General features: G+C 71.5%; 22 protein-coding genes and 1 tRNA gene. 15 read left to right on the top strand and 8 right to left on the bottom strand.

All coding sequences use genetic code 11. The features are described 5' to 3' along the window. The first annotated feature begins 57 nt into the window (after positions 1–57). The 5 genes from GA0115234_RS06375 to GA0115234_RS06355 all read left to right on the top strand — a co-directional run bounded on the left by GA0115234_RS06375 (position 58) and on the right by GA0115234_RS06355 (position 5693). Positions 58–528, top strand: coding sequence for an FtsB family cell division protein (locus GA0115234_RS06375; RefSeq protein WP_093539873.1), 471 nt, complete (start codon positions 58–60; stop codon positions 526–528). Positions 529–589: 61 nt separating this feature from the next. After that, positions 590–1198: a DUF501 domain-containing protein gene (locus GA0115234_RS06370; RefSeq protein ID WP_093539872.1), complete on the top strand. Its 609-nt coding sequence runs from the start codon at positions 590–592 to the stop codon at positions 1196–1198. Between the two features lie 134 nt (positions 1199–1332). Continuing rightward, complete coding sequence (locus tag GA0115234_RS06365) at positions 1333–2274, top strand: Ppx/GppA phosphatase family protein (RefSeq protein ID WP_093539871.1); 942 nt, start codon at positions 1333–1335, stop codon at positions 2272–2274. 450 nt (positions 2275–2724) lie between these two features. Further along, complete coding sequence (locus GA0115234_RS06360; protein ID WP_093539870.1) at positions 2725–4110, top strand: NAD(P)/FAD-dependent oxidoreductase; 1386 nt, start codon at positions 2725–2727, stop codon at positions 4108–4110. A 278-nt stretch (positions 4111–4388) separates the two neighbouring features. Next, the gene (locus tag GA0115234_RS06355; RefSeq protein WP_093539869.1) at positions 4389–5693 is read left to right on the top strand and encodes an SAM-dependent methyltransferase; all 1305 of its coding nucleotides are present in this window, start codon (positions 4389–4391) and stop codon (positions 5691–5693) included. A 105-nt stretch (positions 5694–5798) separates the two neighbouring features. Here GA0115234_RS06355 and GA0115234_RS06350 read toward each other — a convergent pair whose 3' ends face one another. Both GA0115234_RS06350 and GA0115234_RS06345 read right to left on the bottom strand, forming a co-directional pair. Then, on the bottom strand, positions 5799–8327 hold the full coding sequence (locus tag GA0115234_RS06350) for an ABC transporter permease (protein WP_093539868.1): 2529 nt from the start codon (positions 8325–8327) through the stop codon (positions 5799–5801). A 58-nt stretch (positions 8328–8385) separates the two neighbouring features. After that, entirely contained in the window at positions 8386–9156 is a 771-nt protein-coding gene (locus tag GA0115234_RS06345) for an ABC transporter ATP-binding protein (RefSeq protein ID WP_093539867.1), read from the bottom strand. Positions 9157–9637: 481 nt separating this feature from the next. On the opposite strand from GA0115234_RS06345, the gene GA0115234_RS06340 reads away from it, so the two are divergent. The 3 genes from GA0115234_RS06340 (at position 9638) to GA0115234_RS06330 (ending at position 11387) form a co-directional block, all read left to right on the top strand. Beyond that, positions 9638–9723 (top strand) — tRNA-Leu (locus GA0115234_RS06340). 335 nt (positions 9724–10058) lie between these two features. Then, positions 10059–10946, top strand: coding sequence for a Bax inhibitor-1/YccA family protein (locus GA0115234_RS06335; RefSeq protein WP_093539866.1), 888 nt, complete (start codon positions 10059–10061; stop codon positions 10944–10946). Between the two features lie 123 nt (positions 10947–11069). Then, positions 11070–11387, top strand: a complete 318-nt coding sequence (locus tag GA0115234_RS06330) for a hypothetical protein (protein WP_093539865.1) — start codon at positions 11070–11072, stop codon at positions 11385–11387. Positions 11388–11475: 88 nt separating this feature from the next. Here GA0115234_RS06330 and GA0115234_RS06325 read toward each other — a convergent pair whose 3' ends face one another. The 3 genes from GA0115234_RS06325 to GA0115234_RS06315 form a co-directional block, all read right to left on the bottom strand. Continuing rightward, positions 11476–12321, bottom strand: a complete 846-nt coding sequence (locus tag GA0115234_RS06325; RefSeq protein WP_237541115.1) for a hypothetical protein — start codon at positions 12319–12321, stop codon at positions 11476–11478. A 274-nt stretch (positions 12322–12595) separates the two neighbouring features. Next, the gene (locus GA0115234_RS06320; protein WP_093539863.1) at positions 12596–13816 is read right to left on the bottom strand and encodes an acetyl-CoA C-acetyltransferase; all 1221 of its coding nucleotides are present in this window, start codon (positions 13814–13816) and stop codon (positions 12596–12598) included. 130 nt (positions 13817–13946) lie between these two features. After that, positions 13947–15083 (bottom strand): SGNH/GDSL hydrolase family protein, encoded by a 1137-nt coding sequence (locus GA0115234_RS06315; RefSeq protein ID WP_256088666.1) that lies wholly within the window; start codon positions 15081–15083, stop codon positions 13947–13949. Between the two features lie 155 nt (positions 15084–15238). On the opposite strand from GA0115234_RS06315, the gene GA0115234_RS06310 reads away from it, so the two are divergent. Further along, positions 15239–16645 carry a cystathionine beta-synthase gene (locus tag GA0115234_RS06310; protein ID WP_093539862.1) on the top strand — a complete coding sequence of 469 codons (1407 nt, stop codon included), beginning with the start codon at positions 15239–15241 and terminating at the stop codon, positions 16643–16645. 289 nt (positions 16646–16934) lie between these two features. Here GA0115234_RS06310 and GA0115234_RS06305 read toward each other — a convergent pair whose 3' ends face one another. Then, a complete protein-coding gene (locus GA0115234_RS06305) occupies positions 16935–17774 on the bottom strand; it encodes a helix-turn-helix transcriptional regulator (RefSeq protein ID WP_093539861.1) in 840 nt (279 codons plus the stop codon). Positions 17775–17923: 149 nt separating this feature from the next. Here GA0115234_RS06305 and GA0115234_RS06300 point away from each other — a divergent pair, with 149 nt between their 5' ends. After that, positions 17924–18685 carry an SDR family oxidoreductase gene (locus tag GA0115234_RS06300; protein WP_093539860.1) on the top strand — a complete coding sequence of 254 codons (762 nt, stop codon included), beginning with the start codon at positions 17924–17926 and terminating at the stop codon, positions 18683–18685. A gap of 61 nt (positions 18686–18746) precedes the next feature. On the opposite strand, the gene GA0115234_RS06295 is transcribed toward GA0115234_RS06300, so the two are convergent. Next, positions 18747–19160: a hypothetical protein gene (locus GA0115234_RS06295; RefSeq protein WP_093539859.1), complete on the bottom strand. Its 414-nt coding sequence runs from the start codon at positions 19158–19160 to the stop codon at positions 18747–18749. A gap of 206 nt (positions 19161–19366) precedes the next feature. Between GA0115234_RS06295 and GA0115234_RS06290 the strand changes: the two genes are divergently transcribed. Together GA0115234_RS06290 and GA0115234_RS06285 are read left to right on the top strand one after the other, a co-directional pair. Further along, positions 19367–20212: a MurR/RpiR family transcriptional regulator gene (locus tag GA0115234_RS06290; RefSeq protein WP_093539858.1), complete on the top strand. Its 846-nt coding sequence runs from the start codon at positions 19367–19369 to the stop codon at positions 20210–20212. A gap of 264 nt (positions 20213–20476) precedes the next feature. Beyond that, on the top strand, positions 20477–21013 hold the full coding sequence (locus GA0115234_RS06285) for a hypothetical protein (RefSeq protein WP_093539857.1): 537 nt from the start codon (positions 20477–20479) through the stop codon (positions 21011–21013). Between the two features lie 24 nt (positions 21014–21037). On the opposite strand, the gene GA0115234_RS06280 is transcribed toward GA0115234_RS06285, so the two are convergent. After that, positions 21038–21502 (bottom strand): roadblock/LC7 domain-containing protein, encoded by a 465-nt coding sequence (locus GA0115234_RS06280; RefSeq protein WP_093539856.1) that lies wholly within the window; start codon positions 21500–21502, stop codon positions 21038–21040. Positions 21503–21851: 349 nt separating this feature from the next. Here GA0115234_RS06280 and hutU point away from each other — a divergent pair, with 349 nt between their 5' ends. From hutU to GA0115234_RS06265, 3 genes are all read left to right on the top strand, one after another. Beyond that, a complete protein-coding gene (gene hutU / locus GA0115234_RS06275; RefSeq protein WP_093539855.1) occupies positions 21852–23513 on the top strand; it encodes a urocanate hydratase in 1662 nt (553 codons plus the stop codon). 215 nt (positions 23514–23728) lie between these two features. Next, positions 23729–24961 (top strand): allantoate amidohydrolase, encoded by a 1233-nt coding sequence (locus GA0115234_RS06270; protein WP_093540134.1) that lies wholly within the window; start codon positions 23729–23731, stop codon positions 24959–24961. Further along, positions 24952–26337, top strand: a complete 1386-nt coding sequence (locus GA0115234_RS06265; RefSeq protein ID WP_093539854.1) for a formimidoylglutamate deiminase — start codon at positions 24952–24954, stop codon at positions 26335–26337. Before GA0115234_RS06270 ends, GA0115234_RS06265 begins: the two co-directional genes overlap by 10 nt. Positions 26338–26340 lie beyond the last annotated feature (3 nt).

Genomic DNA, 26340 nt, shown 5'->3' with positions numbered 1-26340 from the left:
CGCACTCGGTCCCGTACCGTGTGCGGGGACGGACGTGCGTAGTGGGGAGGCGGGGACATGGCCGCGAAGGACCGGGACCGGTTCTCCACCGGGACCCGGCTGCGGCTGCTCGGTGAGCAGACCGCTGCCCGCGTCTACCGTTCCCAGAACCGCCGCCAGGCCCGCCGCTCGCGGCTCACCGGCCGGGCGGCCTTCCTGGCGCTCGTCGTCTGCTCCCTGGTGGTCGCGCTCGCGTACCCGATGCGGCAGTACGTCTCCCAGCAGGACGAGATCGCCGACCAGGAGCGGCTGGCGCAGGAGGCCAGGGCCCGCACCGAGGAGCTGCGCGACGAGAAGGCGCGCCTCCAGGACGACGCGTACATCAGGCAGCTGGCCCGTACGCATCTGCACTACCTTCTTCCCGGGGAGACCGGTTATACGGTGATCGACCCCGACGCGGTCAAGGAGCGCGAGGGCAGGACGGACGGGTCCGGCCGGCCGTGGCACTCCAACCTCTGGGACGGCGTGGACAGCGCCGACCGCGACTGACCCCTCTTCACCCCTCTGCAGAACCGCTTGTTCGAGCAGCCCGATCAGAACCTAGGCAGGCATGGAAACGCCCCCTCCCCAGACCGAGTCCACCGCGCCCACCGAGGCGGACATCGCCGCGTTCCAGCAGCAGCTGGGCCGCCCGCCGCGCGGTCTGCGCGCGATCGCGCACCGCTGCCCGTGCGGCAACCCGGACGTGGTCGAGACGCAGCCCCGGCTGGAGGACGGTACGCCGTTCCCGACGACGTACTACCTGACGTGCCCGCGTGCCGCGTCCGCGATCGGCACGCTGGAGGCGAACGGGGTCATGAAGGAGATGACCGAGCGCCTCGCCACGGACCCCGAGCTGGCCGCCGCGTACCGGGCCGCGCACGAGGACTACCTCGCCCGGCGCGACGCCATCGAGGTGCTGGAGGGCTTCCCGAGCGCGGGGGGCATGCCGGACCGGGTGAAGTGCCTGCACGTCCTGGTCGGGCACTCGCTGGCCGCGGGTCCTGGCGTGAACCCGCTGGGCGACGAGGCGATCGCGATGCTGCCGGAGTGGTGGCGCAAGGGGCCGTGCGTTTCGCCGTGCGGCGCGCCGGAGAAGAAGGACGGCTGGACCGTCGAGGCGTCGGAGGGCGGGCACTTCGCGACCCGGCCGATCGACGGCGCGCCGGACGAGGGCTGACCGTTCGCCTTCCGGGGGCCCTGCCCCCGGACCCCCGCTCCTCAATCGCCGGAGGGGCTTGGTTTGCTCCTCGGTCGTCGGAGAGGCTTGGTTGCTCCTCGTCCGCCGGAGGGGCCTGATTCGGGAGTTCTTTCATGAGCCGCGTGGCCGCCATCGACTGTGGTACCAACTCCATCCGCCTGCTCGTCGCCGATGTGGACCCGTCCACCGGTGAGCTCGTCGAGCTCGACCGGCGGATGGAGATCGTCCGCCTCGGCCAGGGCGTCGACCGCACCGGCCGGCTCGCCCCCGAGGCCCTGGAGCGGACGTTCGCCGCCTGCCGCCAGTACGCGGCGGTGATCGAGGAGCACGGGGCGCGGCGCGTCCGCTTCGTCGCCACCTCCGCCTCACGCGACGCGGAGAACCGGGACGAGTTCGTGCGCGGGGTGCTGGAGATCCTGGGCGTCGAGCCCGAGGTGATCAGCGGCGACCAGGAGGCGGAGTTCTCCTTCACCGGAGCGACCAAGGAGCTCGCGGGCCGCGATCACCTGGCGAAGCCGTATCTCGTCGTGGACATCGGCGGCGGCTCCACCGAGTTCGTCGTCGGCGACGACCACGTCCGGGCCGCGCGCTCCGTGGACATCGGCTGCGTACGGATGACCGAGCGGCACCTGGTGTGCGACGGCGTCGTCACCGACCCGCCGGTTCCCGCCCAGATCGATGCGATCCGGGCCGACATCGACGCCGCCCTCGACCTCGCCGAGGAGAGCGTCCCGCTCACCGGGGCCGGCACCCTCGTCGGCCTCGCCGGGACGGTCACCACCCTCGCCTCGATCGCCCTGGGGCTCGACGCGTACGACTCCGAGGCGATCCACCACTCCCGGATCTCCTTCGACCGGGTCCAGGAGATCACCGGACGGCTCCTCGGCTCCACCCACGCCGAGCGGGCCGCGATCGGCGCGATGCACCCGGGACGGGTCGACGTGATCACGTCCGGGGCGCTGATCCTGCTCGCCGTGATGAAGCGGACCGGGGCCCGGGAGGTCGTCGTCAGCGAGCACGACATCCTCGACGGAATCGGCTGGTCGATCGCCTAGGACGGGGCCTTCGGGAGGCGCCGCACGCGGTGTCTCCCATAGGTGCTCACGCGTACCTTGGCCTGCACCTTTGAGCTCCTGTGGGCCGCTCGGGCGGTGGTTTCGGGGACACGTCGCGACCAAGTTCGTGAACTTCTTCACAAGGAATTCGGTCCTGCGGAGGGCAGTTCTCGCCCGTATGGGCATCCGGAGCCGCTCGCAGGGGCGCCGAGTCGTCGTGCGGGAGTGTTCCGCCCGTGTTGCGGGCAGATGAATCGGAGCGGTGGTTCACCCCGTCCGGAGGGCCAAGGGCCAGCTCACAAGCGGTGAACAACGTTCGCCGTGACGCCGTGGTTCCCCTCCGGCGCCATGACCTGGGTCACGTGGGCGGCGAAGTGTAGCAGAAGGTGGCTCATACCTTGTGAAGGGGCTCACGAGCCCTCCCCGGGAGGGGGGTGGATACTCGATGGCATGAGCACCACGGAGCGTCCCAGGATCCTCGTAGTAGGCGGTGGGTACGTAGGCCTGTACGCAGCTCGACGCATTCTCAAGAAGATGCGCTACGGCGAGGCGACCGTCACGGTCGTCGACCCGCGCTCGTACATGACGTACCAGCCCTTCCTCCCCGAAGCTGCTGCCGGCAGCATCTCGCCTCGGCATGTCGTCGTCCCGCTGCGACGCGTCCTGCCGAAGGCCGAGGTACTCACCGGCCGTGTCACGACCATCGATCAGGACCGCAAGGTCGCCACGGTCGCGCCGCTCGTCGGCGAGGCCTACGAGCTGCCCTTCGACTACCTGGTCATCGCGATGGGCGCGGTCTCCCGCACCTTCCCGATCCCCGGCCTCGCCGAGCAGGGCATCGGCATGAAGGGCATCGAGGAGGCCATCGGCCTGCGCAACCACGTCCTCGAACAGCTCGACAAGGCTGACTCGACGACCGACGAGGACGTCCGCCGCAGGGCGCTGACGTTCGTCTTCGTGGGCGGCGGCTTCGCCGGTGCGGAGACCATCGGCGAGGTCGAGGACATGGCCCGCGACGCGGCGAAGTACTACACGAACGTGAAGCGCGAGGACATGCGCTTCATCCTCGTCGACGCCGCCGACAAGATCCTTCCCGAGGTCGGCCCGAAGCTGGGCACCTGGGGCCGGGAGCACCTGGAGTCCCGTGGCGTCGAGGTCTTCCTCTCGACCTCCATGGACTCCTGCGTCGACGGTCACGTGGTGCTGAAGAACGGCCTTGAGGTCGACTCCAACACCATCGTGTGGACGGCCGGCGTGAAGCCGAACCCGGCGCTGGCCCGCTTCGGCCTGCCGCTCGGCCCGCGCGGTCACGTGGACACCTCCGAGAAGCTCCAGGTGCAGGGCACCGACTACATCTGGGCCGCCGGCGACAACGCCCAGGTCCCGGACATGATCGGCCGCAAGGCCGGCAACCCGAACGCCTGGTGCCCGCCCAACGCCCAGCACGCGCTGCGGCAGGCCAAGGTCCTCGGCGACAACGTCATCTCCGGCATGCGGGGCTTCCCGCAGAAGGAGTACAGCCACGCCAACAAGGGTGCCGTCGCCGGTCTGGGGCTGCACAAGGGCGTCGCGATGATCGTCATGGGCAAGATGAAGATCAAGCTCAAGGGACGCCTCGCCTGGTACATGCACCGTGGCTACCACGGCATGGCGATGCCGACCTGGAACCGCAAGATCCGGATCTTCGCCGACTGGACCCTCGCGATGTTCCTCAAGCGTGAGGTCGTCTCGCTCGGCGCCATGGAGACGCCGCGCGAGGAGTTCTACGAGGCCGCCAAGCCGAACCCGGCCCCGGCCGCCGTCAAGGCCGAGGGCGAGAAGGCCAAGGCCTCCTAGCCCGCCCGCGGGCCCACTCGCCCGTCGCAGTACACGCACAACGCCCGAAGGGGCCGTCCGCCATCCGTGGTGCGGGCGGCCCCTTCGGCGTGCCCGGCCCCACATGTATGTGGTGTACAACCATTTTGCTCTTCCATTGCGCTGTAGCGGGATGGGGCACGCCTCACGGAGTGTTGAGGGGTACGTACCTCGTCGTGGCGCACGGGTGCCCGGCGTGGTGACAGGCATGTTCGACCATGTTTGGGCACATTGGGAACACCATCACGGAGGTGTGCGCCATGGCAGACGCCGCGTTGCGGCTGACCGCTCTCGCCGAGGAGTTGCTGGGAGAAAGGCTGCCGGTCCGTATCCGGGCCTGGGACGGCAGCGAATCAGGACCGCCCGGTGCCCCCGTCCTGGTGATCCGGAACCGCCGGGCACTGCGCCGGCTGCTCTGGAAGCCGGGCGAACTGGGCCTGGCCCGCGCCTGGGTGGCGGGCGAGCTCGACATCGAGGGCGATCTCTACGAGGCCCTGGACCTGCTGGCCGCGCTGATCTGGGAGCGCGGGGCCGACGCGAAGGACGGCGTCCATCCGGTCCGCGACCCCAAGGTGCGGGCCTTCGCCAAGGGGCTGCTGCAACTGGCCGGCCCCTGGCCCCCGCCGCCCCCGCCGCCCGAGGAGGTGCGCCGCCGCACCGGCACCCTCCACACCAAACGCCGCGACAAGGCGGCCATCAGCCACCACTACGACGTGGGCAACGACTTCTACGAACTGGTCCTGGGCCCGTCCATGGTCTACTCCTGTGCCTACTGGGAGGACGGCGGGAACCTTGAGGACGCCCAGCGCGACAAGCTCGACCTGGTCTGCCGCAAGCTCGCGCTGAAGGAGGGCGACCGCCTCCTCGACGTCGGCTGCGGCTGGGGCTCCATGGCCATCCACGCGGCCCGCGAGTACGGCGCCCGGGTCACCGGCGTGACCCTCTCCGTGGAACAGGCCGCCTTCGCCAGGAAACGCATCGCGGAGGAGGGCCTGACCGACCGGATCGAGATCCGGGTCCAGGACTACCGGGACGTCAGGGACGGCCCGTACGACGCCATCTCGTCGATCGGCATGGCGGAACACGTCGGCGCGGTCCGCTTCCGCGAGTACGCCGACGACCTCCACGCACTCCTCAAGCCCGGCGGCCGGCTGCTCAACCACCAGATCGCCCGCCGCCCCGAGCCGGACGAGTCCGCGTACCACGTGGACGACTTCATCGACGCCTATGTCTTCCCGGACGGTGAACTGGCCCCGGTGGGCCGGACCCTGGCCACTCTCGAAGAGGCGGGCTTCGAGGCCCGCGACGTCGAGTCGCTGCGCGAGCACTACGCACTGACCCTGCGCCGCTGGGTCGCCAACCTGGAGGAGCACTGGGACCGTGCGGTCCGGATGACCTCGCCCGGACGGGCCAGGGTCTGGCGCCTCTACATGGCCGCCTCCGCCCTCTCCTTCGAGCACAACAAGATCGGCGTCAACCAGATCCTCGTGGTGCGCCCGGCGGAGGGCGGGGCCTCCCGCACACCGCTGCGGGCCCGCGCCTGGACGGCGTCCGCGACCGGCTGACACCGGAAACGGACCGGGGGCCGGTACACGCAGCGCCGTGCTGCGTGTACCGGCCCCCGGGCGTAGCGGGCGGAGTCCGCCCGTTCCGCCCTTCGGTCCGTCCTGCTATTCGGTCTTGATCGCCGTCAGCATGTTCAGCTTCGCGGCGCTGCGGGCCGGCCAGAGCGAGGCCAGCACGCCCACGAGCCCCGCCAGCACCAGGAAGACCGCGATCCGGTCCCACGGGAGGACCAGCACGTACCCCGGGATGTCCGAGGACAGCGTCTGCCCGATCGCCCAGCCGAGGAACATGCCGAGCGCGACACCGACCACCGCACCGAAGAGCGAGATGACCACGGCCTCCAGCCGGATCATGCGCTTCACCCTGCGGCGGTCCAGCCCGATCGCCCGCAGCATGCCGATCTCCTGCTGACGCTCGAAGACCGACATCGCCAGGGTGTTGATGACCCCGAGCACGGCGATGATCAGGGCCATCGCCAGCAGCCCGTACATGATGTTCATCGCGAGGTTGACCGAGCCGCCGAACATGTCACGGATGTCCTGACGGTCCATGATGCTCATCGCCGGGTTGTCGCCCAGCGCCTTCACCAGGGCCTGCTCGTTGGCGTCGGAGGCGCCGCCGTCCGTCTTCAGCCAGATCTCCCGGATGTCCGCCCGGCTGCCGTGCGCGTCGGCGATGTCCTTCGGCATCAGGACCGGGGAGAGCATCTCGTTGCCCTGGAAGACCGCCCCGACCTTCACCTCGCCCTTCTTCTCGTCGTCGAACGTCACCGGCAGGGTGTCGCCGGTCTTCCAGCCGTTCGACTTCGCCGTCTTCTCGTCGACGGCGATCTCGCCCTTCTCCAGCGCGTCGAGCGAGCCGGAGACGGTCGGCAGCGTGAAGAGCTTCTGCACCTCGCCGGGGGCGACGCCGGACACGGAGTGGTACTCGCCCTTGATCTGGAGCGAGGAGGCCTGCTGCGCCGAGACCGCCGAGACGCCGTCGGCCTTGCGCAGTGCGGTGAGCGTCGACTCGTCGAGCGAACCGCCGCTCGCCATCGTCACCATGTAGTCGGCCTTGATGTTGTCCGTGGTCATCCGGTCGACCGCCTGGCCGAGAGTGACGCCGAGGACCGAGATGCCGGTGACCAGCGTGAGGCCGATCGCCAGCGCGGAGGCGGTGGCGCCGGTACGACGCGGGTTGCGCACCGCGTTCTGCGCGGCCAGCTTGCCGGAGACCCCGAACAGCCGCTTCAGCATCGGGCGGACCAGCGCGATCACCGGCCGCGACAGCAGCGGGATCAGCACGATGACACCGATCAGCGTGAGGAAGGCACCCACCGCGATGACGGTCCGGCCGGTCGATCCGGACTTGGACGCGCCCGCCACGATCGCCGCCCCGCCCAGCAGGGTGAGCACCGCGCCGATCGAGTTGCGCACCACCAGGGACTTGACGGTCGCCGTGGCGTGCACGCTGCTCATCGCCGCGACCGGCGGGATCTTGGCGGCCCGGCGGGCGGGCAGCCAAGCGGCCAGCACGGTGATCAGGACACCGACGGCGAACGCGGCGACGACCGCGGTGGGCGAGACGATCAGGGGCCCGGCCGGGATCTTCCCGCCGAACATGCCCATCGCGGAGCGCAGTCCGATGGCGAGGCCGAGACCGAGGGCGAAGCCGACGACCGAGGCGATCAGGCCGACGACGGCCGCTTCGAGGAGCACCGAGCGCTTGACCTGGCGGCGGGAGGCGCCGACGGCGCGCATCAGTGCCAGCTCCTTGGTGCGCTGGGCCACCAGCATGGTGAAGGTGTTGGCGATCAGGAAGACACCGACGAACAGGGCGATGCCGGCGAAGGCGAGCAGCATCCCGTTGAGACCGCTCAGGCCCTTCTCGATCTGCTCGGCCTGGTCGTCCGCGAGCGCCTTGCCGGTCTGGGCCTCGGCGTTCTTGGGCAGCAGCGGCTTCACCTCGGCCAGCAGCTTCTCGGCGGAGACGCCGGGCGCGGCGGACAGATTGACGTCCCTGAACACACCGGGCTTGAGGTAGAGCTTCTGGGCGACCTCGGGGTCGAAGAGGACCAGGCTGCCGCCCGCGTTGACCGCGCCGTCCTCGGTGGTGAAGACACCGGAGAGGGTGTACTCCTTCACCGGTCCGTTCGTGGCGACCCGGACCCGGTCACCGACGTGGTACTCGCCCCGCTTCGCGGTCTCCTTGTCGAGCGCGATCCGGTCGGCCGCGGCCGGGCCGGTCCCGTCGACGAAGGTGTACGCGGAGTCCTTGCCGTCCTTGCCGGGGGAGTAGTTCCCGCCGGTGTTCGACCAGCCGTTGCCGATCAGCTTGCCGTCTGGGTCGGCGACCCCGGCGAAGCCGGAGACCCGGCCGGTGGCGTCGGCGACGCCGTCCAGGCCCTGGATCTTCTTCAGGGTGGCGTCGGTGATGCCGGACGTCTTGTCGTCGCGCTGGTCGGCGTAGGTGGTGACGGCGACGGCGACGTCGTCGTAGCTCTTCGCCGACTGGTTGCGGAGGGCGTTGCCGAGGGTGTCGGTGAAGACCAGCGTGCCGGAGACGAAGGCCACGCCGAGCATCACGGCGAGGACGGTCATCAGCAGCCTGGCCTTGTGCGCGAGCACATTGCGCAGGGCGGTACGGAACATGTCTGTCAGTCCTGGGATGGGGAGAGGTGCCGGAAAAGGGCGCGGGGGAGGGCGGGGTTCAGCTGGTGCGGCCCTTGGCGTCGAACGCCTTCATCCGGTCGAGGACCCCGTCCGCGGTGGGGTGGAGCATCTGGTCCACGATCGCCCCGTCGGCGAGGAAGATCACCCGGTCCGCGTAGGAGGCGGCCGCCGGGTCGTGGGTCACCATCACCACGGTCTGGCCCAGCTCGCGCACCGAGTTGCGCAGGAAGCCGAGGACCTCGGCGCCGGAGCGGGAGTCGAGGTTCCCGGTCGGCTCGTCACCGAAGATGATCTCCGGCTGCGAGGCCAGCGCGCGGGCCACCGCGACGCGCTGCTGCTGGCCGCCGGAGAGCTCGGTCGGCCGGTGGGACAGCCGGTCGGAGAGGCCCACCATGTCGATGACCTGGCGCACCCACGCGGCGTCGGGCTTGCGGCCCGCGATGTCCACGGGGAGCGTGATGTTCTCGTACGCCGTCAGCGTCGGCAGCAGGTTGAACGCCTGGAAGATGAAGCCGATCTTGTCCCGGCGGAGCTGGGTGAGCTGCTTGTCCTTGAGGGAGCCGAGCTCCGTGTCGCCGATCCGTACCGAACCGCTGCTGAAGCTGTCGAGGCCGGCCACGCAGTGCATCAGCGTGGACTTGCCGGAGCCGGACGGGCCCATGATCGCGGTGAACTCGCCCCGGGGGAAGTCCACGGTGACCCGGTTCAGGGCGGTCACCCTGGTCTCGCCCTCTCCGTAGACCTTCGACAGGTCCGTGGCGCGGGCGGCCACCGTGGTGACGCGGGGTGCGGTGGAAAGGGTGGTCACGGGAATCTCCTGGTTCGGGGCTCCGGCCGAGGGCTCGTCCGGGGTGTTGTTCGGAACCCTTCAATCCTCGCCGCCGTACCGCCGCCGGTCGTCAGCCCGCGTGCCCGTTCCATGGGCAGTCTTGAGTCGCATCGGGAAGCCCCTGGGTCCTCCTGCGGTATGACACCGACCCCGAGGCGGTCGGTCCGGGGAACCGTCACCGGCCCGCTTCCCGGGAGCCCTGGGGCGTGTCCGCCGGCGTATGCGCGGCGGTCGTCGGCGCGCGCCCGGTGAATGCGCCGTCCGGGTGCGGCGACTTTACGTCAATCCGGATTGCCGTCCGCCGCGCCCCTTACCCCGCCCAGGCATGTGGCGATGCCCTTTCACGGGTGCTGACGACCCCTCAAGCGGTCAATAAAATAAGACAACATCGCGCCAATGATCCGCTGTTCGGGGGAAGTCCCCGGATAGGGTCATGTGCCAACGCGGAGCCGCGCGCCAGGCCTGGATGGTGGAATGCAGACACGGCGAGCTTAAACCTCGCTGCCCCTCGGGGGCGTACCGGTTCGAGTCCGGTTCCAGGCACCACTACTCACTTGGCGGCCGAGCCGGCGGAACGCCTCGACGGCGGCCGTTCCCGGGCCCGCGGGCCACTCGCAGCGTATGCCCCATGGATTCAGCCTTCGCTCCCGTCGCTGGAGTGATGACGCCGTACCGGTTGGTCGGAACGTTACTTGACCGCGCGCCCGGAGGGTATGGGGTGAGCCGGTTTTCGTGGGTGGCCGCGGGCGGACCGGTGACCGACGCGCGGATGTCGTCCCGGACAGGTTTCCGCAAAGATCCTCCCCAAGCACTAGTCTGATTCTTTTGCCTACCCATTACTCTTGTGGGAAGGCCACGCAGGGTGGCCATGGAGGAGTGAGATGAGGAGCAGCAACCCGGTCTTCTCGCGACGGGGCTTCAGCCGCGACAACGGATACGCGGGCTTCAACGCGGCGCCGCAGGCCGGGGCCCCCGCAGCGGGTGCCAACCCGTACGCGCAGGGCGCCGCCGCCAACCCGTACGCCACCAACCCCTACGCCCAGCCGGACGCCCAGTACGGCGCCCCGCAGGCCCCGGCGCGCACCGGCGCGATGACGATCGACGACGTCGTCACGCGGACCGCGATCACGCTGGGCACCGTGGTGCTCGGCGCCGCGCTCGCCTGGGCGCTGCTGCCGGTCGACGAGGCGAACCTCGGCAAGTCGTACGGCATCGCGATCGGCGCCGCCCTGGTGGCGTTCGTCCTGTCGCTCGTCCAGTCCTTCAAGCGCAAGCCGGTGCCGGCGCTGATCGTCTCGTACGCGGCCTTCGAGGGTGTCTTCCTCGGAGTGATCTCCAGCGCGGTCAGCACGTACATCGGACCGGGCGTCGTGATGCAGGCCGTGATGGGCACCATGTGTGTCTTCGCCGGTGTGCTGCTCGCGTACAAGATGCGCTGGATCCGTGTCACCCGCCGCTTCTACGGCTTCGTGATGGCCGCCGCCATGGGCTTCATGCTCCTGATGGTGGTCAACCTGCTGTTCGCCGTCTTCGGCGGCGGTGACGGCCTGGGCTTCCGCAGCGGTGGCCTCGGCATTCTCTTCGGCGTCATCGGGATCATCCTGGGCGCGTGCTTCCTGGCCCTGGACTTCAAGCAGGTCGAGGACGGCATCGCCTACGGCGCCCCTCGCGAGGAGTCCTGGCTGGCGGCCTTCGGCCTCACCATGACCCTGGTGTGGATCTACCTGGAGATGCTGCGTCTGCTCTCCATCCTCAGCGGCGACGACTGATCCCTCGCCCGCACGACGGGAACGGCCCGCAGGCACTGCCTGCGGGCCGTTCCCGTTTCCCCGTGCGGCCCAGGGCTGTCGTCGGACTGCCGTCTGCCGCCCGGCGTCGCGTAGGGTCGCGGAGTGCTCGATACGACCCCCCTGATCACCGCCGTGGACCGATTCGCCGACCGGCTGCGCGCCGCCCCGCAGAGCCGCCTCCAGCGCGGTGCCGCCGCCGAAGGGCTGGCCACGGCCCGGGAACTGGCGCTGCGCGCCCAGCGGATCGAGGCGCCGTACCGGGAGCCGCGCGCCATGCCGGACGGCGGGATCTTCTCGATCGGCGACCAGCTCGCCGTGGCGGGCCGCGATCTGGCGGTGGCACTGGAAACGGCCCCGTCGGCTGAGCTGGACGAGGCCGTGCGATACGTGGACGAGGCGGCCGCGCGCGCGTTCGCGTAGTGGCGGGGGCGGCGGTCCGGGGGAGGCCCGGAGGCGGCGGCCGACGAGAGCCGCTGTGCCCGGACGCCGTGGTGTCGGGCGGCAGGTGTCAGAACGAGGCGATGACGCGGTCGGCGAGGATGTACACGTTCTCCTTGCCGCAGGAGAAGGTCAGGGCGTACGCGCCGGACACACCGGAGCCGCCCAGCAGGACCGGGTGCTCACCGGCGAGCAGCGAACCCGCCAGACGCTCGGCCGTCTCGCGGTGGCCGGGGGTCATACAGAGCGTGGTGCCGTCGGCGAAGACGTAGACGTCGAGCGTGCCGAGCGGGCCGGGGCGCACATCGGCGAGCTCCGTACGGCTGTCGGCGAGCTCTTCGAGACGGTTCACAGTGCGCTCGTGGTCGGTGACGACCGGGGTCTGCACCGGTACGAAGTCGGGGTGCGAAGGGTGCCTGCGGCGGGCGGCGGCCAGCTCGGGGGAGTCCTCGGCGAACTCCGCCGGGCCGGTCAGCTCGGTCAGGTCCGCCGCCTCCGTCAGCTCCGCCAGCTCGTCCAGGGCCTCGGCGGCGTCGAGGTCCATCGCTTCGAGGCCCGCGAAGTCGGCCTGGCGGGGCATGAAGAACGGGATGTCCTCGCCCGCCCCGGCCAGCCCGCCCAGCAGGGACGGGGCGTCGGCGGCGTCGCGCGCTTCCTGGGTGGCCCAGAAGGCGCGGGCCTCGGCGAGCTCGCGCTCGCGCTCCTCGGCCAGTGCTTCGGCGACGGCCGCGCGTATCTCGGCGACCGGGGTGATCGTGCTGCGGCTCTGCGCGGGCACGACGACATCGTGCGTGCGGGCCTCGGCCAGCTCCGTACGAAGGGCCGTGACCTGCTTGCGCAGCCCGTGAGCAGCGTGCAGAGCAGCGGCGCCCACGGCCGTGGCGGCGGCGGTGGTCAGCAACAGGGCAAGAGACATGGCGCTCACTGACATACTCCCGGTTTCAATCGATCCCCCGACTTCCTACATCAGCTTGTCCCCTACCTGCGCCCTGTGTCAGTGCATTACGTCACGAAATGGACAGGTCTTTGGGCCTGGGGTTTAACCCTGATGCGGGTGTGACCTGCGGGAATGACTCTCCCCCAGGACATAGGTCACATCCTGGGGGAGATTCGGTCACGGTCGGGGCTCGGAACCGGCCACCTCATGCGGCGCGGGCCCGCTGACGACTATGTCAGGTCCGGCGCGGCTCTCAGCTCAGCCGCTCGATGACCATCGCCATGCCCTGGCCGCCGCCCACGCACATGGTCTCCAGGCCGAACTGCTTGTCGTGGAACTGCAGGCTGTTGATCAGCGTGCCGGTGATCCGGGCGCCCGTCATACCGAAGGGATGACCGACGGCGATCGCGCCGCCGTTGACGTTGACCTTCTCCAGCGGCAGGCCGAGGTCGCGGTAGGAGGGGATCACCTGGGCCGCGAACGCCTCGTTGATCTCGGCCAGGTCGATGTCGTCGACGGTCAGCCCGGCCCGCTTCAGCGCCTGCTTGCTGGCCTCCACCGGTCCGTACCCCATGATCTCGGGGGAGAGGCCGGAGACGCCGGTGGAGACGATCCGGGCCAGGGGGGTCAGGCCCAGCTCGCGGGCCTTGGTGTCGGACATGATCACGAGGGCGGCGGCGCCGTCGTTGAGCGGGCAGCAGTTGCCCGCGGTGACCAGGCCGTCGGGGCGGAACACCGGCTTCAGGCCCTGCACACCCTCCAGGGTGACGCCCGCGCGCGGCCCGTCGTCCTTCGAGACGACCGTGCCGTCCGGGGTGGTGACCGGGGTGATCTCGCGCTCCCAGAAGCCGTTCTTGAGGGCTTCCTCGGCGAGGTTCTGCGAGCGGACGCCGAACTCGTCCATGTCCTGGCGGGTGACGCCCTTGAGGCGGGCCAGGTTCTCCGCGGTCTGCCCCATCGCGATGTACGCGTCCGGGACCAGGCCGTCCTCGCGCGGGTCGTGCCAGTCGTCGCCGCCCCGCTCGGCGCGGGCCGCGGTGCGGGCCTCGGCGTCGGCGAACAGCGGGTTGTGCGTGTCCGGCCAGCTGTCGGAGTTGCCCTTCGAGAAGCGGGACACCATCTCGACACCGGCCGAGATGAAGACGTCGCCCTCGCCGGCCTTGATGGCGTGCAGCGCCATCCGGCTGGTCTGGAGGGAGGACGAGCAGTAGCGGGTGACCGTACAGCCCGGGAGGTGGTCCATGCCCATCTGCACGGCGATGATGCGGCCCAGGTTGTTGCCCTGCTCGCCGCCGGGGAGGCCGCAGCCGAGCATCAGGTCGTCGATGTCCTCGGGGTCCAGCTCGGGAACCTTCGCGAGCGCGGTCTGGATGATCGTGGCGGTCAGGTCGTCCGCGCGCAGTTCCTTCAGCGAGCCCTTGAAGGCCCGGCCGATCGGAGAACGGGCTGCAGAGACGATCACGGCTTCGGGCATCACGCGGCTCCATGAGGGCTGGAAGGCGGGTTCTGGCGGGTACTGAATGGGAAGTTACCTGTACGTACGCGCTGGGTCACCGGGCAGCGCGTGTGACGCCGACCTCTTTTCTAAGCGGCCGCTCAGTCGATCAGTTGGCCGGGAGACTGCCCGGCTTCCCGTGCGTCTCCCCCGTCTCTCCGGTCTCCCGCGTCTCCGCTGTCCTGCTTGTCTCGTCCGTCTTGCCTGTCTTCTTTCCAGTCTCCCTCCCCGCTCTCTTCCCCGGCTCCCCCGTCTCTCCGTGCGGCTCCGGGTGCGGGTGCGGATGGGGCTCCGTGGCGGCGGGCAGGCGCCGCCGCCTGCGGTGCTTGAGGAGTGCCCAGGGCGCCCGCGCCCCCGTGACCTCCGTACCGGCCTCCCTGGCCGCCTGGGAGGCCGCCTTGGCCACCGGCAGCATGTCCTCGCGCCGGGCCCCGTCCAGGCGGTCGGACTCCGGCCACAGCCCGAGCACCGCGCAGAGCGTGGGCAGCACCGCCATCGCCGCCGTGGCGTACCCCTCCGCCGACGGGTGGTAGTTGTCCGGGCCGAACAGCTCCCGCGGATTCGCCTCGAACTCCGGCCCGAGCAGATCGCCCAGCGACACCGTGCGCCCGCCCTGCTCCACCGAGCCGATCGTCTGGGCCGCGGCCAGCTGCCGGCTCACCCGCCGGGCCAGCCAGCGCAGCGGCTGATAGACCGGCTCGATCGTGCCCAGGTCCGGGCAGGTGCCGACCACGACCTCCGCACCCGCCGTACGCAGCCTGCGCACGGCGGTGGTCAGACAGCGCACCGACTGGGTGGCCGGCATCCGGTGCGTCACATCGTTCGCGCCGATCATGATCACGCAGACGTCGGGCGTACGGGAGGTGTCGGCGAGCAGCAGCGAGACCTGCCGCTCCAGATCGTCCGACCGGGCGCCCGGCTGTGCCACATTGCGCAGATCCACCGGCCGCTCGGAGACCGCGGCGAGCCCCGAGGCGAGCAGCGCCCCCGGGGTCTGCCCGGCCCGGCGCACCCCCTGCCCGGCCGCCGTCGAGTCGCCCAGCAACCCCAGCCGCAACGGGTCCGCGGGGCCGGCGAACGCCACCCCGTACCGCCCGTCCGCGCTCGGCGGAACCGGTGCGATCCCGCCGCCCACCTGCCGTTTCGCCAGCTGGACCTCCGCCAGCAGCACGCCTACCGTCGCGGCGCCGAGCAGCCCGATGCTGCCCCCGCCGTAGGCCGCGCCCGCTGCGATCCGCCGTGCCACCCTTGCCCTCGACACAGTCCGGTCCACCTCCTCGTCGCCGTACCGCCGTACCTACAGCTAACTGCCCCGCAGGAGCCGTCGCTCAATCGCTTCGCCCAATCCCGTGCCCGTACGCATACCCTTGCCGCACCATCTCGGAGACCCCGGAGTACACGGTGCAATTCCACGATTCGATGATCAGTCTCGTAGGCAATACCCCGCTGGTGAGGCTGCGCAGTGTGACGGCCGGCATCCAGGCGACGGTCCTGGCCAAGGTCGAGTACTTCAACCCCGGCGGTTCGGTCAAGGACCGCATCGCCCTGCGGATGATCGAGGCCGCCGAGCAGAGCGGCGAGCTCCGGCCCGGCGGCACGATCGTCGAGCCGACCAGTGGCAACACCGGCGTCGGTCTGGCGATCGTCGCCCAGCAGAAGGGGTACAAGTGCATCTTCGTCTGCCCGGACAAGGTGTCCACGGACAAGATCAATGTGCTGCGCGCCTACGGTGCCGAGGTCGTCGTCTGCCCGACGGCCGTTGACCCCGAGCATCCCGACTCCTACTACAACGTCTCCGACCGCCTGGTCCGCGAGACGCCGGGGGCCTGGAAGCCCGACCAGTACTCCAACCCCAACAATCCGCGTTCCCACTACGAGACCACCGGTCCCGAGCTGTGGGAGCAGACGGACGGGAAGATCACCCACTTCGTCGCGGGCGTCGGGACCGGCGGCACGATCAGCGGGACCGGCCGCTATCTGAAGGAGGTCAGCGGCGGCTCGGTGAAGGTGATCGGCGCGGACCCGGAGGGCTCGGTCTACTCCGGCGGCTCCGGACGCCCCTACCTCGTCGAGGGGGTCGGCGAGGACTTCTGGCCGAGCGCCTACGACCGTACGGTCACGGACGAGATCGTCGCCGTGTCCGACAAGGACTCCTTCCAGATGACCCGCCGCCTCGCCAAGGAGGAGGGCCTGCTGGTCGGCGGTTCCTGCGGCATGGCGGTGGTCGGCGCCCTGGAGGTCGCGGCGCGCCTGGGCCCGGACGACGTGGTCGTCGTCCTGCTGCCGGACAGCGGCCGCGGCTACCTCAGCAAGATCTTCAACGACGAATGGATGGCCGACTACGGCTTCCTGGAGGACACCGGCCCGTCCGCGCGCGTCGCCGATGTGCTCGACCACAAGGCCGGCCCGATCCCGACGCTCGTCCACATGCACCCGGAGGAGACCGTCGGCGAGGCGATCGACGTGCTGCGCGAGTACGGCGTCTCGCAGATGCCGATCGTGAAGCCGGGCGCCGGGCACCCGGACGTGATGGCCGCCGAGGTCATCGGTTCGGTGGTGGAGCGCGAGCTGTTGAACGCGCTGTTCGCGCAGCGCGCCTCGCTCTCCGACCCGCTGGAGAAGCACATGTCGCCGCCGCTGCCGCAGGTCGGCTCCGGCGAGCCGGTCGAGGACCTGATGGCGGTGCTCGGCGGCACGAACGCCGCGGACGCGGCGATCGTGCTGGTGGAGGGCAAGCCGAAGGGCGTGGTCAGCCGCCAGGACCTGCTGGCGTTCCTCGCCAAGGACGCGGGGACCGGCAAGGCGTAGCCCCACGGGTCCGGGCTTCGCGAAAACGGTACGAGCGCGACACGTCCGCGCAGCACCGGCTTAACACGGGTCCGGCAGATTGACGGGTGTCGGCGGGGAGACCCGCCGACACCCGAAACGGCGACACGGACTACGGAGCGGCTCCCGGACCTCCACCGTCGCCAGGACGCGGTGACCGGCCCTGACCCGGACCGTGTCCCTCGCGGGGACCGCCGTCGTCCCGCCCCCCGGGCAACCGGGGGTGCGGCGGTCCCCGCGACACATCCATGTCCGCGGGCCCGCGGACGGCTCAGTCGGCCGGGGCCGACGGCGCGGCCGCCCGGCCCGCCAGCAGCGCGAGGCGCTCGGCGGTCTCGCTGCCGGGCTCCGGTGTGTAGACCACCAGGCACTGATCGGGATCGCCGGCCGCGCCGAGCGTCTCGTACGGGAACACGAGCTCGCCCACGAGCGGATGGGCGACGCGCTTGACGCCGTAGGTCTTCGACTTCACCTGGTGATCCGCCCACAGCCGGCGGAAGTCCTCGCTCTTCAGGGACAACTCACCGACCAGCGTGGCCAGTTTCCGGTCATCGGGGTGCAGCCCCGCATCCAGGCGCAGATACGCCACGGTCTCCGCCGCCACCGCCGCCCAGTCCGGGTACAGCTCGCGCGCCGCCGGTTCCAGGAACACCTGGCGCGGCATGTTCCGTTCGGCGGCGGGCATCCGGGAGAAGCCGACGACGGCGTCCCCCAGCGCGTTCCAGGCCAGCACGTCCATCCGGCGGCCCAGGACGAACGCCGGGGCCGCGGCGAGCGAGTCCAGCACCCGGCGCAGACCCGGCCGGACCCGCTGGGCGGAGGCCGGGGCGGAGGCGCGCGACCGGGGGCGGGCCACGGTGCGCAGATACGTGTGCTCCGTCTCGTCCAGCCGCAGCACCCGGGCTATCGCGTCGAGCACCGCGTCCGAGACGCTCGGGCCGCGCCCCTGCTCCAGCCGGATGTAGTAGTCGACGCTCACCCCCGCGAGCTGAGCGACCTCCTCGCGCCGGAGTCCGGGCACGCGCCGCCGGCCGTACGCCTGGAGCCCCACGTCCTCGGGCTGGATACGGGCTCGGCGGGAGCGGAGGAAATCACCCAGGTCAGCGTCCATGGCGTCGATCGTAGAAGAAGCGCGAGCGCCCAGCCTGGTACTGGCGGACCCAGGAACAGCGTCGCCCTGGCTGGGCCCCGGGCGGCCCCGCAGAGTGGAATCGGGCCCGGGGAAACGCTCCGGTCCGCAACCACTCAAGGAGTACGGACATGTCGTACGAGACCCTCGCGGGCCGCACCGCCGTCATCACCGGAGCCGCCAGCGGCATGGGCGGCGCGACCGCCCGGCTGCTCGCCGCCCAGGGGGTCCGGGTCGCCCTGCTGGCCCGGCGCGCGGAGCGGCTGGAAGAGCTCGCCGCCGCGGTCGAGGAGGCAGGAGGCGTGGCGCTCGCCGTCCCCACCGACGTCACCGACCAGGCGTCCGTCGACTCCGCCGCCGAGCGGGTGCACCGCGCCTTCGGTCCGGTGGACCTGGTGGTCAACGCGGCCGGTGTGATGCTGCCGAATCCGGTGGACGAGGGCCGGACGGACGAGTGGCAGCGGATGATCGACACCAATGTGACGGGCGCCCTGCGGATCATCCGGGCCTTCACGGCCGACCTGGTGGCGGCGGCCGCCGAGGGGCGCACCGCGGACCTGGTGAACATCTCGTCCATCGGCGCGCACGTCATGTTCCCCAATTACGCGGTGTACGGGGCGACGAAGGCCGCGCTGACGTACCTGTCGACATCGCTGCGCACCGAGTTCGGGCCGCGCGACGTCCGCGTCACGAACATCGAGCCGGGCCTCACCGACACGGAGCTGGCCGGCCACGTCGACAACGCCGAGCTGAGCGGGCAGCTCGACGGCATGTTCAAAGCGCTCGGGGGGCTCTCCGGCGACGAGATCGCCGACCTGATCGCCTACGCCACCAGCCGGGCGCGCCACATCAACCTGCGCCAGCTGATCGTGCAGCCGACCCGCCAGGCGTAGAGCCGGTCAGGCCCGGGGGTTGCGTGCTTCCGGGGTCCGGGGGCCTGGGAGCGCGGCCCCGTCACTCCTCCCAGTCGGAGTCCGTACGTGCCGGGCGGCGCGAGAACCGCGGCCGGGCGGCGTGCACGGCGTTGACCGCGACGATCCCGAGCCAGGCGACGATCAGGCCCGCCGTGTGGGCGGTCGAGGCGCCGATCGCCGACAGCGGGACGGCCAGGACCAGCGAGATGATCCCGAAGCCGTAGCGCTCGCCGAAGTTCCCCAGGGGGTGCGGCGGGTGCGGTTCCCTGACGACGCTCACCCGCTGCTCGGCGAGATGACGCCGGACGCGGCGGTCGAGCGTGCTGTCGAGCCGCTGCTCGACCTTCTCCAGAAAGGACTCGACGAGAGCGGGCTCGTACTCCGACCCCAGCTCGCTACGGGCCTGCAGGGCGGCATCGAGCTCGTTCCTGAGCTCGGGGTCACGGGCTTTCATACCCTTTACGGTACGAATCGAGGCCGCCCCGGACAGTGGGGCTAACCCCCCTCTTTGGACCCCGGGTGTCCCGGCCTCCCGGCCGCGTACGGACGTCCCGGGCACCGGCCCGCGTACCGGCTGCATATGGACATGCAGACGGCTTGCTGGCTGAATGGATTGGTCGGCGCCGGATCGCGGCGCGACGGATCTACCGAGGGGACAGCATGAGCGGGAGCAGCCCGGCCGCGCGGTTGCAGCAGCTCTTCGAGGGGCGCCGGCTCACACCCACCCAGCGGCGCATCGCGCACTCGATGGTGCGCCGGGCCGGGGACGTCCCGTTCCTGTCGAGCGTGGAGCTGGCCGAGCTCGCCGGGGTCAGCCAGCCGTCCGTCACCCGCTTCGCCGTGGCGCTCGGCTTCGACGGCTATCCGGCGCTCCGCAGGCACCTGCGGGAGGTCGCCCCCGCCGAGCCCGGTGCGGCGGGCGGGGACGACGCGTACAACGAGTACCAGCAGGCGGTACTCGGCGAGATCGCGAATCTGCGGCATCTGGCCGAGCTGCTCGCCGATCCCGGGCCCGTCGAGCGGGCGGGCAGGCTGCTGGCGGCCTCGCGTCCGCTGCCGGTGCTCGGGCTGCGGGCCGCCTCCTCGCAGGCGCGGGGCTTCGGGTACTTCGCGGCCAAGGTCCACCCCGATGTCCGGGTGCTCGACGAGGGCGGCAGCATGCTGCGCGACCGGATCGACGCCGCACGGCGGGCGGGCGCCACCGCGCTGATCTGCTTCGCGCTGCCCCGCCACCCCAAGGAGGTCGTGGACGCCCTCGCCTACGCGCAGGAGCAGGGGCTGGCCGTGGTGTCGGTGGCGGACTCCGCCTTCGCGCCCGTCGCCAAGCACAGCGATCTGCTGATCCCGGCCGCCGTCGGCACCGGGCTCGCCTTCGACACGGCGTGCGCGCCCATGCTGCTGGGGCGGGTGCTGCTGGAGGCGATGTGCGACGACCTGCCCGACGCGCAGGCACGGCTGGAGGAGTTCGACGCGAGGGCGGCGGCGCGGGGGCTGTTCGTGGAATGACCGCCCCTCGGGCCTGGGGGAGCGACCGACTCCGGCCGATGCGCAGTCCAACGGCTGGGTGCGCTGTCGCGCGAACGTGTCGGCTCTCCGAAGTCGCTCCCCTTGCGCTGCTCCCCCGGCGTCGTTCCTCCGGTGCCGCTCTCGGATATCGCTTCTTCTCAGGCATCGCTCATCTACGGCCACTAATCTCCGGGCCGGAACGGCTTACGAGGAACTGCGGAGAGGGGTACGGACGTGGGGCGCGGAGCGCAGTCGTTGGCGAGGGTGGCCGTGATCGTACGGGCCGGAGCCGCACCGATGTGGTGGCCGGGACTGCTGGCCGCGGCGATCGGCGCGCTGGTGCCGGGACTCACCGGGCGCCGGATCGGCCTGCTGTCCGGGGCCGCGCTGTTCCTGATCACCGCGGCCGTGGTGGCGCTCGTCCGGAGCCGACGGTACGCGGAGCTGGCCGGGGGTGCCACGCGTGCCGGGCGCTCCGACTTCCTCCAGGACCGGGCCGTGACCGTACGCGACTGGCGGCGCGGGCACCGGTGGTGGCTGCTCGGGGCGTTTCTCGTGGCGGTGGCGAGCGCGTTCCTGCTGCCCGGGGCCGGCGGGATGGTGCTCGCAGGGGCGGGCGCCGGGCTCTGGATCAAGGCCGTCCGGATCGGGCGGCGCGAGCACCGGGACGATGCCCTGTACTGGGTGCGGACCGACTGGGTGGAGCGCGGGCGGCCCGCGGGCAAGCGGGTCAAGGGATACCGGACGACCGGGCCGGTGGCGGGGGACGCCGCGCCCGGCGGGGCGCGGCGCAGGCGCTGAAGCCGCCCGTCGTGCCTCCGGCCGTCAGAGGCGGGGCGGCAGCGGGTCGGAGTGCGGGGGCAGTTGCCTGGGGGAAGGGACCGAGGGCGCACAGCAGGTGGCGCGGCGGTGCGCGGCGTCGAGCAGCTCGCCGATCAGGGCACCTGCCCGGCGGCCCTCGAAATGGAGGCTGTCGATGTCGATCCGGTCCTCGGCGAGCAGGGTGAGCACGGCCGAGGAGCCCGCGGCGTACGAGGCGATGCAGCCGGACTCGCACCGTACGAGAAGTTCACCGAAGCCGCCCCGGCCGGTCGCCTCCGTCATCCGGACCGCGACGCCGAGCGCGCTCGCGGTCAGCGCGGCGACGCCCTCGGTCTCCACCCCCGGGGCGTCATGGGCCAGGACGAGCCCGTCGGTACCGGCGACCAGGGCGCCGGTAAGGAGCGGGACCCCGGCCCGTAATCGCCGGAGTTCGGCCAGGACGTCCGGCGCCCCGGCCTCGGATTCCATCGTTTGCTTCGTGCCGGCGCGCAGTCGGAGTGCTCGGATCACAGGGGCCTCCCATAGATCTCTGGGCCGGGACGGCGGAGCGGACCCGTGTCCGCTCCGCCGTCCCGGCTGGGTGTGACCAAGAGGCTACGTAACGTGCCTGCTTCCGGAAGGGGTTCGGTACTTTCCCCCGGCACATGCCGGAGGCGTACGGGGGTGCGTGGAGGGCGCGCGACCGAGGTCCGGGGCGAACTGTGCGCGGGGCGGGCGCGGGTCGCTGCCCCCGTGCGACGGCGCGGAACTGTTGACTACGAGTATTCAGACCCCCAGGATGTGAATAGAAGACTTACAGTCGCGAGGAGGCACCGCCATGTCAGGACCCCGCCCCGTACGGGCACCGCGCGGTACGGAACTGAGCGCCCTGGGATGGCAGCAGGAGGCCGCCCTGCGCATGCTGCAGAACAACCTCGACCCCGAGGTCGCCGAGCACCCCGACAAGCTCGTCGTCTACGGCGGCACCGGCAAGGCGGCCCGCGACTGGCGTTCGTTCGACGCGATGGTGCGCACGCTGCGGACGCTCAAGCAGGACGAGACGATGCTCGTCCAGTCCGGCCGCCCGGTCGGCGTCATGCAGACCCACGAATGGGCGCCGCGCGTCCTGATCGCCAACTCCAACCTGGTCGGCGACTGGGCGAACTGGGAGGAGTTCCGCCGCCTGGAGGCGCTCGGGCTCACCATGTACGGCCAGATGACCGCCGGGTCGTGGATCTACATCGGCACGCAGGGCATCCTCCAGGGCACCTACGAGACGTTCGCCGCCGTCGCGGCGAAGAAGTTCGGCGGGACGCTGGCCGGCACGATCACCCTGACCGCCGGACTCGGCGGCATGGGCGGCGCCCAGCCGCTCGCCGTGACCATGAACGACGGCGTCGTGATCTGTATCGACTGCGACCCCCGTGCCATCGAGCGCCGGATCGAGCACCGGTACCTGGATGTGCGCGCCGACTCCCTGGAGCACGCGCTCCAGCTGGCCACCGAGGCCCGGGACGCCCGCCGGCCGCTCTCCATCGGCCTGCTGGGCAACGCGGCGGAGCTGCTGCCGCGGATGCTCGCCGAGGGCGCCCCGATCGACATCGTCACCGACCAGACCAGCGCGCACGACCCGCTGTCCTACCTCCCGCTCGGCGTCGACTTCGACGACATGGCCTCGTACGCCACCGAGAAGCCCGCCGACTTCACCCGGCGCGCACGGGAGTCGATGGCCCAGCACGTCGAGGCGATGGTCGGCTTCATGGACGCCGGGGCCGAGGTCTTCGACTACGGCAACTCCATCCGCGGCGAGGCCCAGCTCGCCGGGTACGAGCGGGCCTTCGACTTCCCGGGCTTCGTGCCCGCCTACATCCGGCCGCTCTTCTGCGAGGGCAAGGGCCCGTTCCGCTGGGCGGCGCTGTCCGGCGAGGCGTCGGACATCCACAAGACCGACAAGGCGATGCTCGAACTCTTCCCGGAGAACGAGTCGCTGCACCGCTGGATCAAGATGGCCGGCGAGCGCGTCCACTTCCAGGGACTGCCCGCCCGCATCTGCTGGCTCGGCTACGGCGAGCGCGACCGGGCCGGCGAGCGGTTCAACGACATGGTGGCGAGCGGCGAGCTGGCCGCGCCGCTGGCCATCGGGCGCGACCACCTGGACTGCGGCTCCGTGGCCTCCCCGTACCGGGAGACCGAGGCCATGCTCGACGGGTCCGACGCGATCGCCGACTGGCCGCTGCTGAACGCCATGGTCAACGTGGCGTCCGGGGCCTCCTGGGTCTCCATCCACCACGGCGGCGGCGTCGGTATGGGGCGCTCCATCCACGCCGGGCAGGTGACCGTCGCCGACGGCACGAAGCTGGCGGGCGAGAAGATCCGCCGGGTGCTCACCAACGACCCGGGCATGGGCGTCATCCGGCATGTCGACGCCGGATACGACATCGCGGAGTCGGTCGCCGAGGACAAGGGTGTGCGGGTGCCGATGCGGGAGGACGAACAGTGAGCCTGCCTCCCGGGGGCGCGAACGGGAACGAGGACACGGCCGGGAACGGGGTGGCCGGGAGCGGAGCGGCCGCGAACGGGGCCGTAGCCGGAAGCGGGGCCGGAAACGCGGCCGCGACCGGGAACACGGTCGCGACCGGGAACAAGGCCGCGACCAGGAACACCGCCGCGACCGGAAGCGGGGCCGCGGCCGGCGGCGGCTCGTCGTTCCAGGCCATGTGGCGGGAGCTCCTGCCGGTCGGCCGGAACCAGGACAGCGGGGGCTACCGCCGTTACGCCTGGACCGGGGCCGACGCCGACTGCCGCGCCTGGTTCCGGGCGCAGGCCGAGGCGCGCGGCCTCGCCTACGAGGTCGACCGGAACGGCAACCAGTGGGCCTGGCTCGGCGACCCCCTGGCCGGGGACGCCGTCGTCGCCGGATCGCACCTCGACTCCGTACCGGACGGCGGCGCCTTCGACGGGCCGCTCGGCGTGGTCTCCTCCTTCGCCGCGCTCGATGAACTCCGCCGCAGAGAAGTGGAGTTCACCCGGCCGCTGGCCATCAGCAACTTCGGCGACGAGGAGGGTGCCCGCTTCGGGCTCGCCTGTGTGGGCTCCCGGCTCGCCGCCGGACAGCTGACCGTGGAGGCCGCCCACCGGCTCCGCGACGGCGACGGCATCACGCTGCCGCAGGCGATGGAGGCGGCCGGACACGACCCCGACGCCATCGGCCCGGACCCCGAACGGCTCGCCCGCATCGGCGCGTTCGTCGAGCTCCACGTCGAGCAGGGGCGCGCCCTCGACCTCACCGGCGACCCGGTCGGCATCGCCTCCGCGATCTGGCCGCACGGACGCTGGCGGTTCGACTTCCGGGGCGAGGCCAACCACGCGGGCACCACCCGCCTCGCCGACCGGCGGGACCCGATGCTCACGTACGCCGAGACCGTGCTGGCCGCCCGCCGCGAGGCGGAACTCGCCGGGGCCCTCGCCACCTTCGGCAAGATCTCCGTCGAGCCGAACGGGGTCAACGCCATCCCCTCCCTCGTCCGTGGCTGGCTCGACTCCCGCGCCGCCGACCAGGAAGCCCTCGACGCCGTGGTCACCGGCATCGAACGGGCCGCCAGGGAACACGCCGAGCGGGCCGGGATCGACCTCGACGTCGTACGGGAGTCCTTCACGCCCGTCGTCGAATTCGAGCACGCCCTCCGCGACGAGCTCGGCAAGATCCTCGCGGGCCGGGACGGCGGGGACAGCCGGGACGGCGGTGGCGCCGACCGGCCGGTACCCGTCCTGGGCACCGGCGCCGGACACGACGCGGGTATTTTGTCCGCTTCGGTCCCTACCGCCATGCTGTTCGTACGGAACCCCACCGGGATCTCGCACTCGCCGGCCGAGCACGCGGGCGAGGACGACTGCGTGGCCGGGGTGATCGCACTCGCCGACGTACTGGAAGGTCTCGCGTGCAGCTGACAACGCAACCGACGGGCAGGCCCGCCACCATGACGTACTGGCTGTCCCACGCCTGGCTCGGCACCCATGTCGAGCCAGGCGTCGCCCTGGACGTCTCCGACGGGCTGATCGCGGGCGTCCGCACCGGCGTCGCCGCCCCGCCGCCGGGTGCCACCGTGCTGCGCGGGCTCACCCTCCCCGGGCTCGCCAACACCCATTCGCACGCCTTCCACCGCGCCCTGCGCTCCACCGTCCAGGTCGGCTCCGGCACCTTCTGGACCTGGCGCGAGACCATGTACCAGGTCGCCTCCCGGCTCACCCCCGACTCGTACTACGACCTCGCCCGTGCCGTGTACGCCGAGATGGCGCTGGCCGGCATCACCGCGGTCGGCGAATTCCACTATCTGCACCACGCGCCGGGCGGCACCCCGTACGACAACCCGAACGCGATGGGGGAGGCCCTGATCGCGGCGGCGGGCGAGGCCGGTATCCGGATCACCCTGCTGGACACCGCCTACCTCTCCGCCGGATTCGGCAAGCGCCCCACCCAGTACCAGCAGCCCGACCGGCACCAGCTGCGCTTCTCCGACACCACCGCGGACGCCTGGGCCGAACGCGCCTCCCTCCTCAAGGGCGGCGACCACGCCCTGATCGGCGCGGCCGTCCACTCCGTGCGTGCCGTGCCCGCCGCACAGCTGGCGACCGTGGCCGCCTGGGCCGAGGAGCGACAGGCCCCGCTCCATGTCCACCTCTCCGAGCAGACCGCGGAGAACGACGCCTGCCTCGCCGCCCACGGCCGCACCCCCACCCGGCTCCTCGCCGACCACGGGGTCCTCGGCCCGCGCACCACCGGCATCCACAACACCCACCTCACCGCCGAGGACATCGCGCTCCTCGGCTCCTCGGCGACCGGCACCTGCATGTGCCCCACCACGGAACGCGACCTCGCCGACGGGATCGGCCCCGCCGTCGCCCTCCAGCGCGCCGGTTCGCCGCTCTCCCTGGGCAGCGACAGCCACGCCGTGATCGACCTCTTCGAGGAGGCCCGTGCGATGGAGCTGAACGAGCGCCTGCGCACCCGGGCACGAGGGCACTGGACGGCGGCCGCCCTGCTGCGCGCCGCGACCGTCGACGGACACGCGGCGCTCGGCCGGCCCGAGGCGGGCGTCATCGAACCCGGGGCGCCCGCCGATCTGGCGACCGTCGCCCTGGATTCGGTCAGAACAGCGGGGCCGGTGCCCAGACTCGCCGCCGAAGCGGTCGTATTCGCCGCCTCCGCGGCCGATGTGCGGCACACGGTCGTGGCGGGGCGGCACATCGTCCGCGACGGACGGCACGCCCACGTCGAGGACGTACCCGCGGCACTCGCCTCGGCCATCGCCGCCCTGCACCGCTGAGAC

The sequence above is a fragment of the Streptomyces sp. DvalAA-43 genome (assembly GCF_900091725.1).
GTDB classification, from domain to species: Bacteria; Actinomycetota; Actinomycetes; order Streptomycetales; family Streptomycetaceae; genus Streptomyces; species Streptomyces pulveraceus.
Note: the sequence above shows the minus strand (reverse complement) of the source record. Positions and strands in the feature narration are given on the sequence as shown.

Coding starts and splice junctions, on each gene's coding strand:
- GA0115234_RS06375 (WP_093539873.1), top strand. CDS start 58: ATGGCCGCGAAGGACCGGGACCGGTTCTCCACCGGGACCCGGCTGCGG.
- GA0115234_RS06370 (WP_093539872.1), top strand. CDS start 590: ATGGAAACGCCCCCTCCCCAGACCGAGTCCACCGCGCCCACCGAGGCG.
- GA0115234_RS06365 (WP_093539871.1), top strand. CDS start 1,333: ATGAGCCGCGTGGCCGCCATCGACTGTGGTACCAACTCCATCCGCCTG.
- GA0115234_RS06360 (WP_093539870.1), top strand. CDS start 2,725: ATGAGCACCACGGAGCGTCCCAGGATCCTCGTAGTAGGCGGTGGGTAC.
- GA0115234_RS06355 (WP_093539869.1), top strand. CDS start 4,389: ATGGCAGACGCCGCGTTGCGGCTGACCGCTCTCGCCGAGGAGTTGCTG.
- GA0115234_RS06350 (WP_093539868.1), bottom strand. CDS start 8,327: ATGTTCCGTACCGCCCTGCGCAATGTGCTCGCGCACAAGGCCAGGCTG.
- GA0115234_RS06335 (WP_093539866.1), top strand. CDS start 10,059: ATGAGGAGCAGCAACCCGGTCTTCTCGCGACGGGGCTTCAGCCGCGAC.
- GA0115234_RS06325 (WP_237541115.1), bottom strand. CDS start 12,321: ATGTCTCTTGCCCTGTTGCTGACCACCGCCGCCGCCACGGCCGTGGGC.
- GA0115234_RS06320 (WP_093539863.1), bottom strand. CDS start 13,816: ATGCCCGAAGCCGTGATCGTCTCTGCAGCCCGTTCTCCGATCGGCCGG.
- GA0115234_RS06305 (WP_093539861.1), bottom strand. CDS start 17,774: ATGGACGCTGACCTGGGTGATTTCCTCCGCTCCCGCCGAGCCCGTATC.
- GA0115234_RS06300 (WP_093539860.1), top strand. CDS start 17,924: ATGTCGTACGAGACCCTCGCGGGCCGCACCGCCGTCATCACCGGAGCC.
- GA0115234_RS06295 (WP_093539859.1), bottom strand. CDS start 19,160: ATGAAAGCCCGTGACCCCGAGCTCAGGAACGAGCTCGATGCCGCCCTG.
- GA0115234_RS06290 (WP_093539858.1), top strand. CDS start 19,367: ATGAGCGGGAGCAGCCCGGCCGCGCGGTTGCAGCAGCTCTTCGAGGGG.
- GA0115234_RS06280 (WP_093539856.1), bottom strand. CDS start 21,502: ATGGAATCCGAGGCCGGGGCGCCGGACGTCCTGGCCGAACTCCGGCGA.
- hutU (WP_093539855.1), top strand. CDS start 21,852: ATGTCAGGACCCCGCCCCGTACGGGCACCGCGCGGTACGGAACTGAGC.
- GA0115234_RS06270 (WP_093540134.1), top strand. CDS start 23,729: ATGTGGCGGGAGCTCCTGCCGGTCGGCCGGAACCAGGACAGCGGGGGC.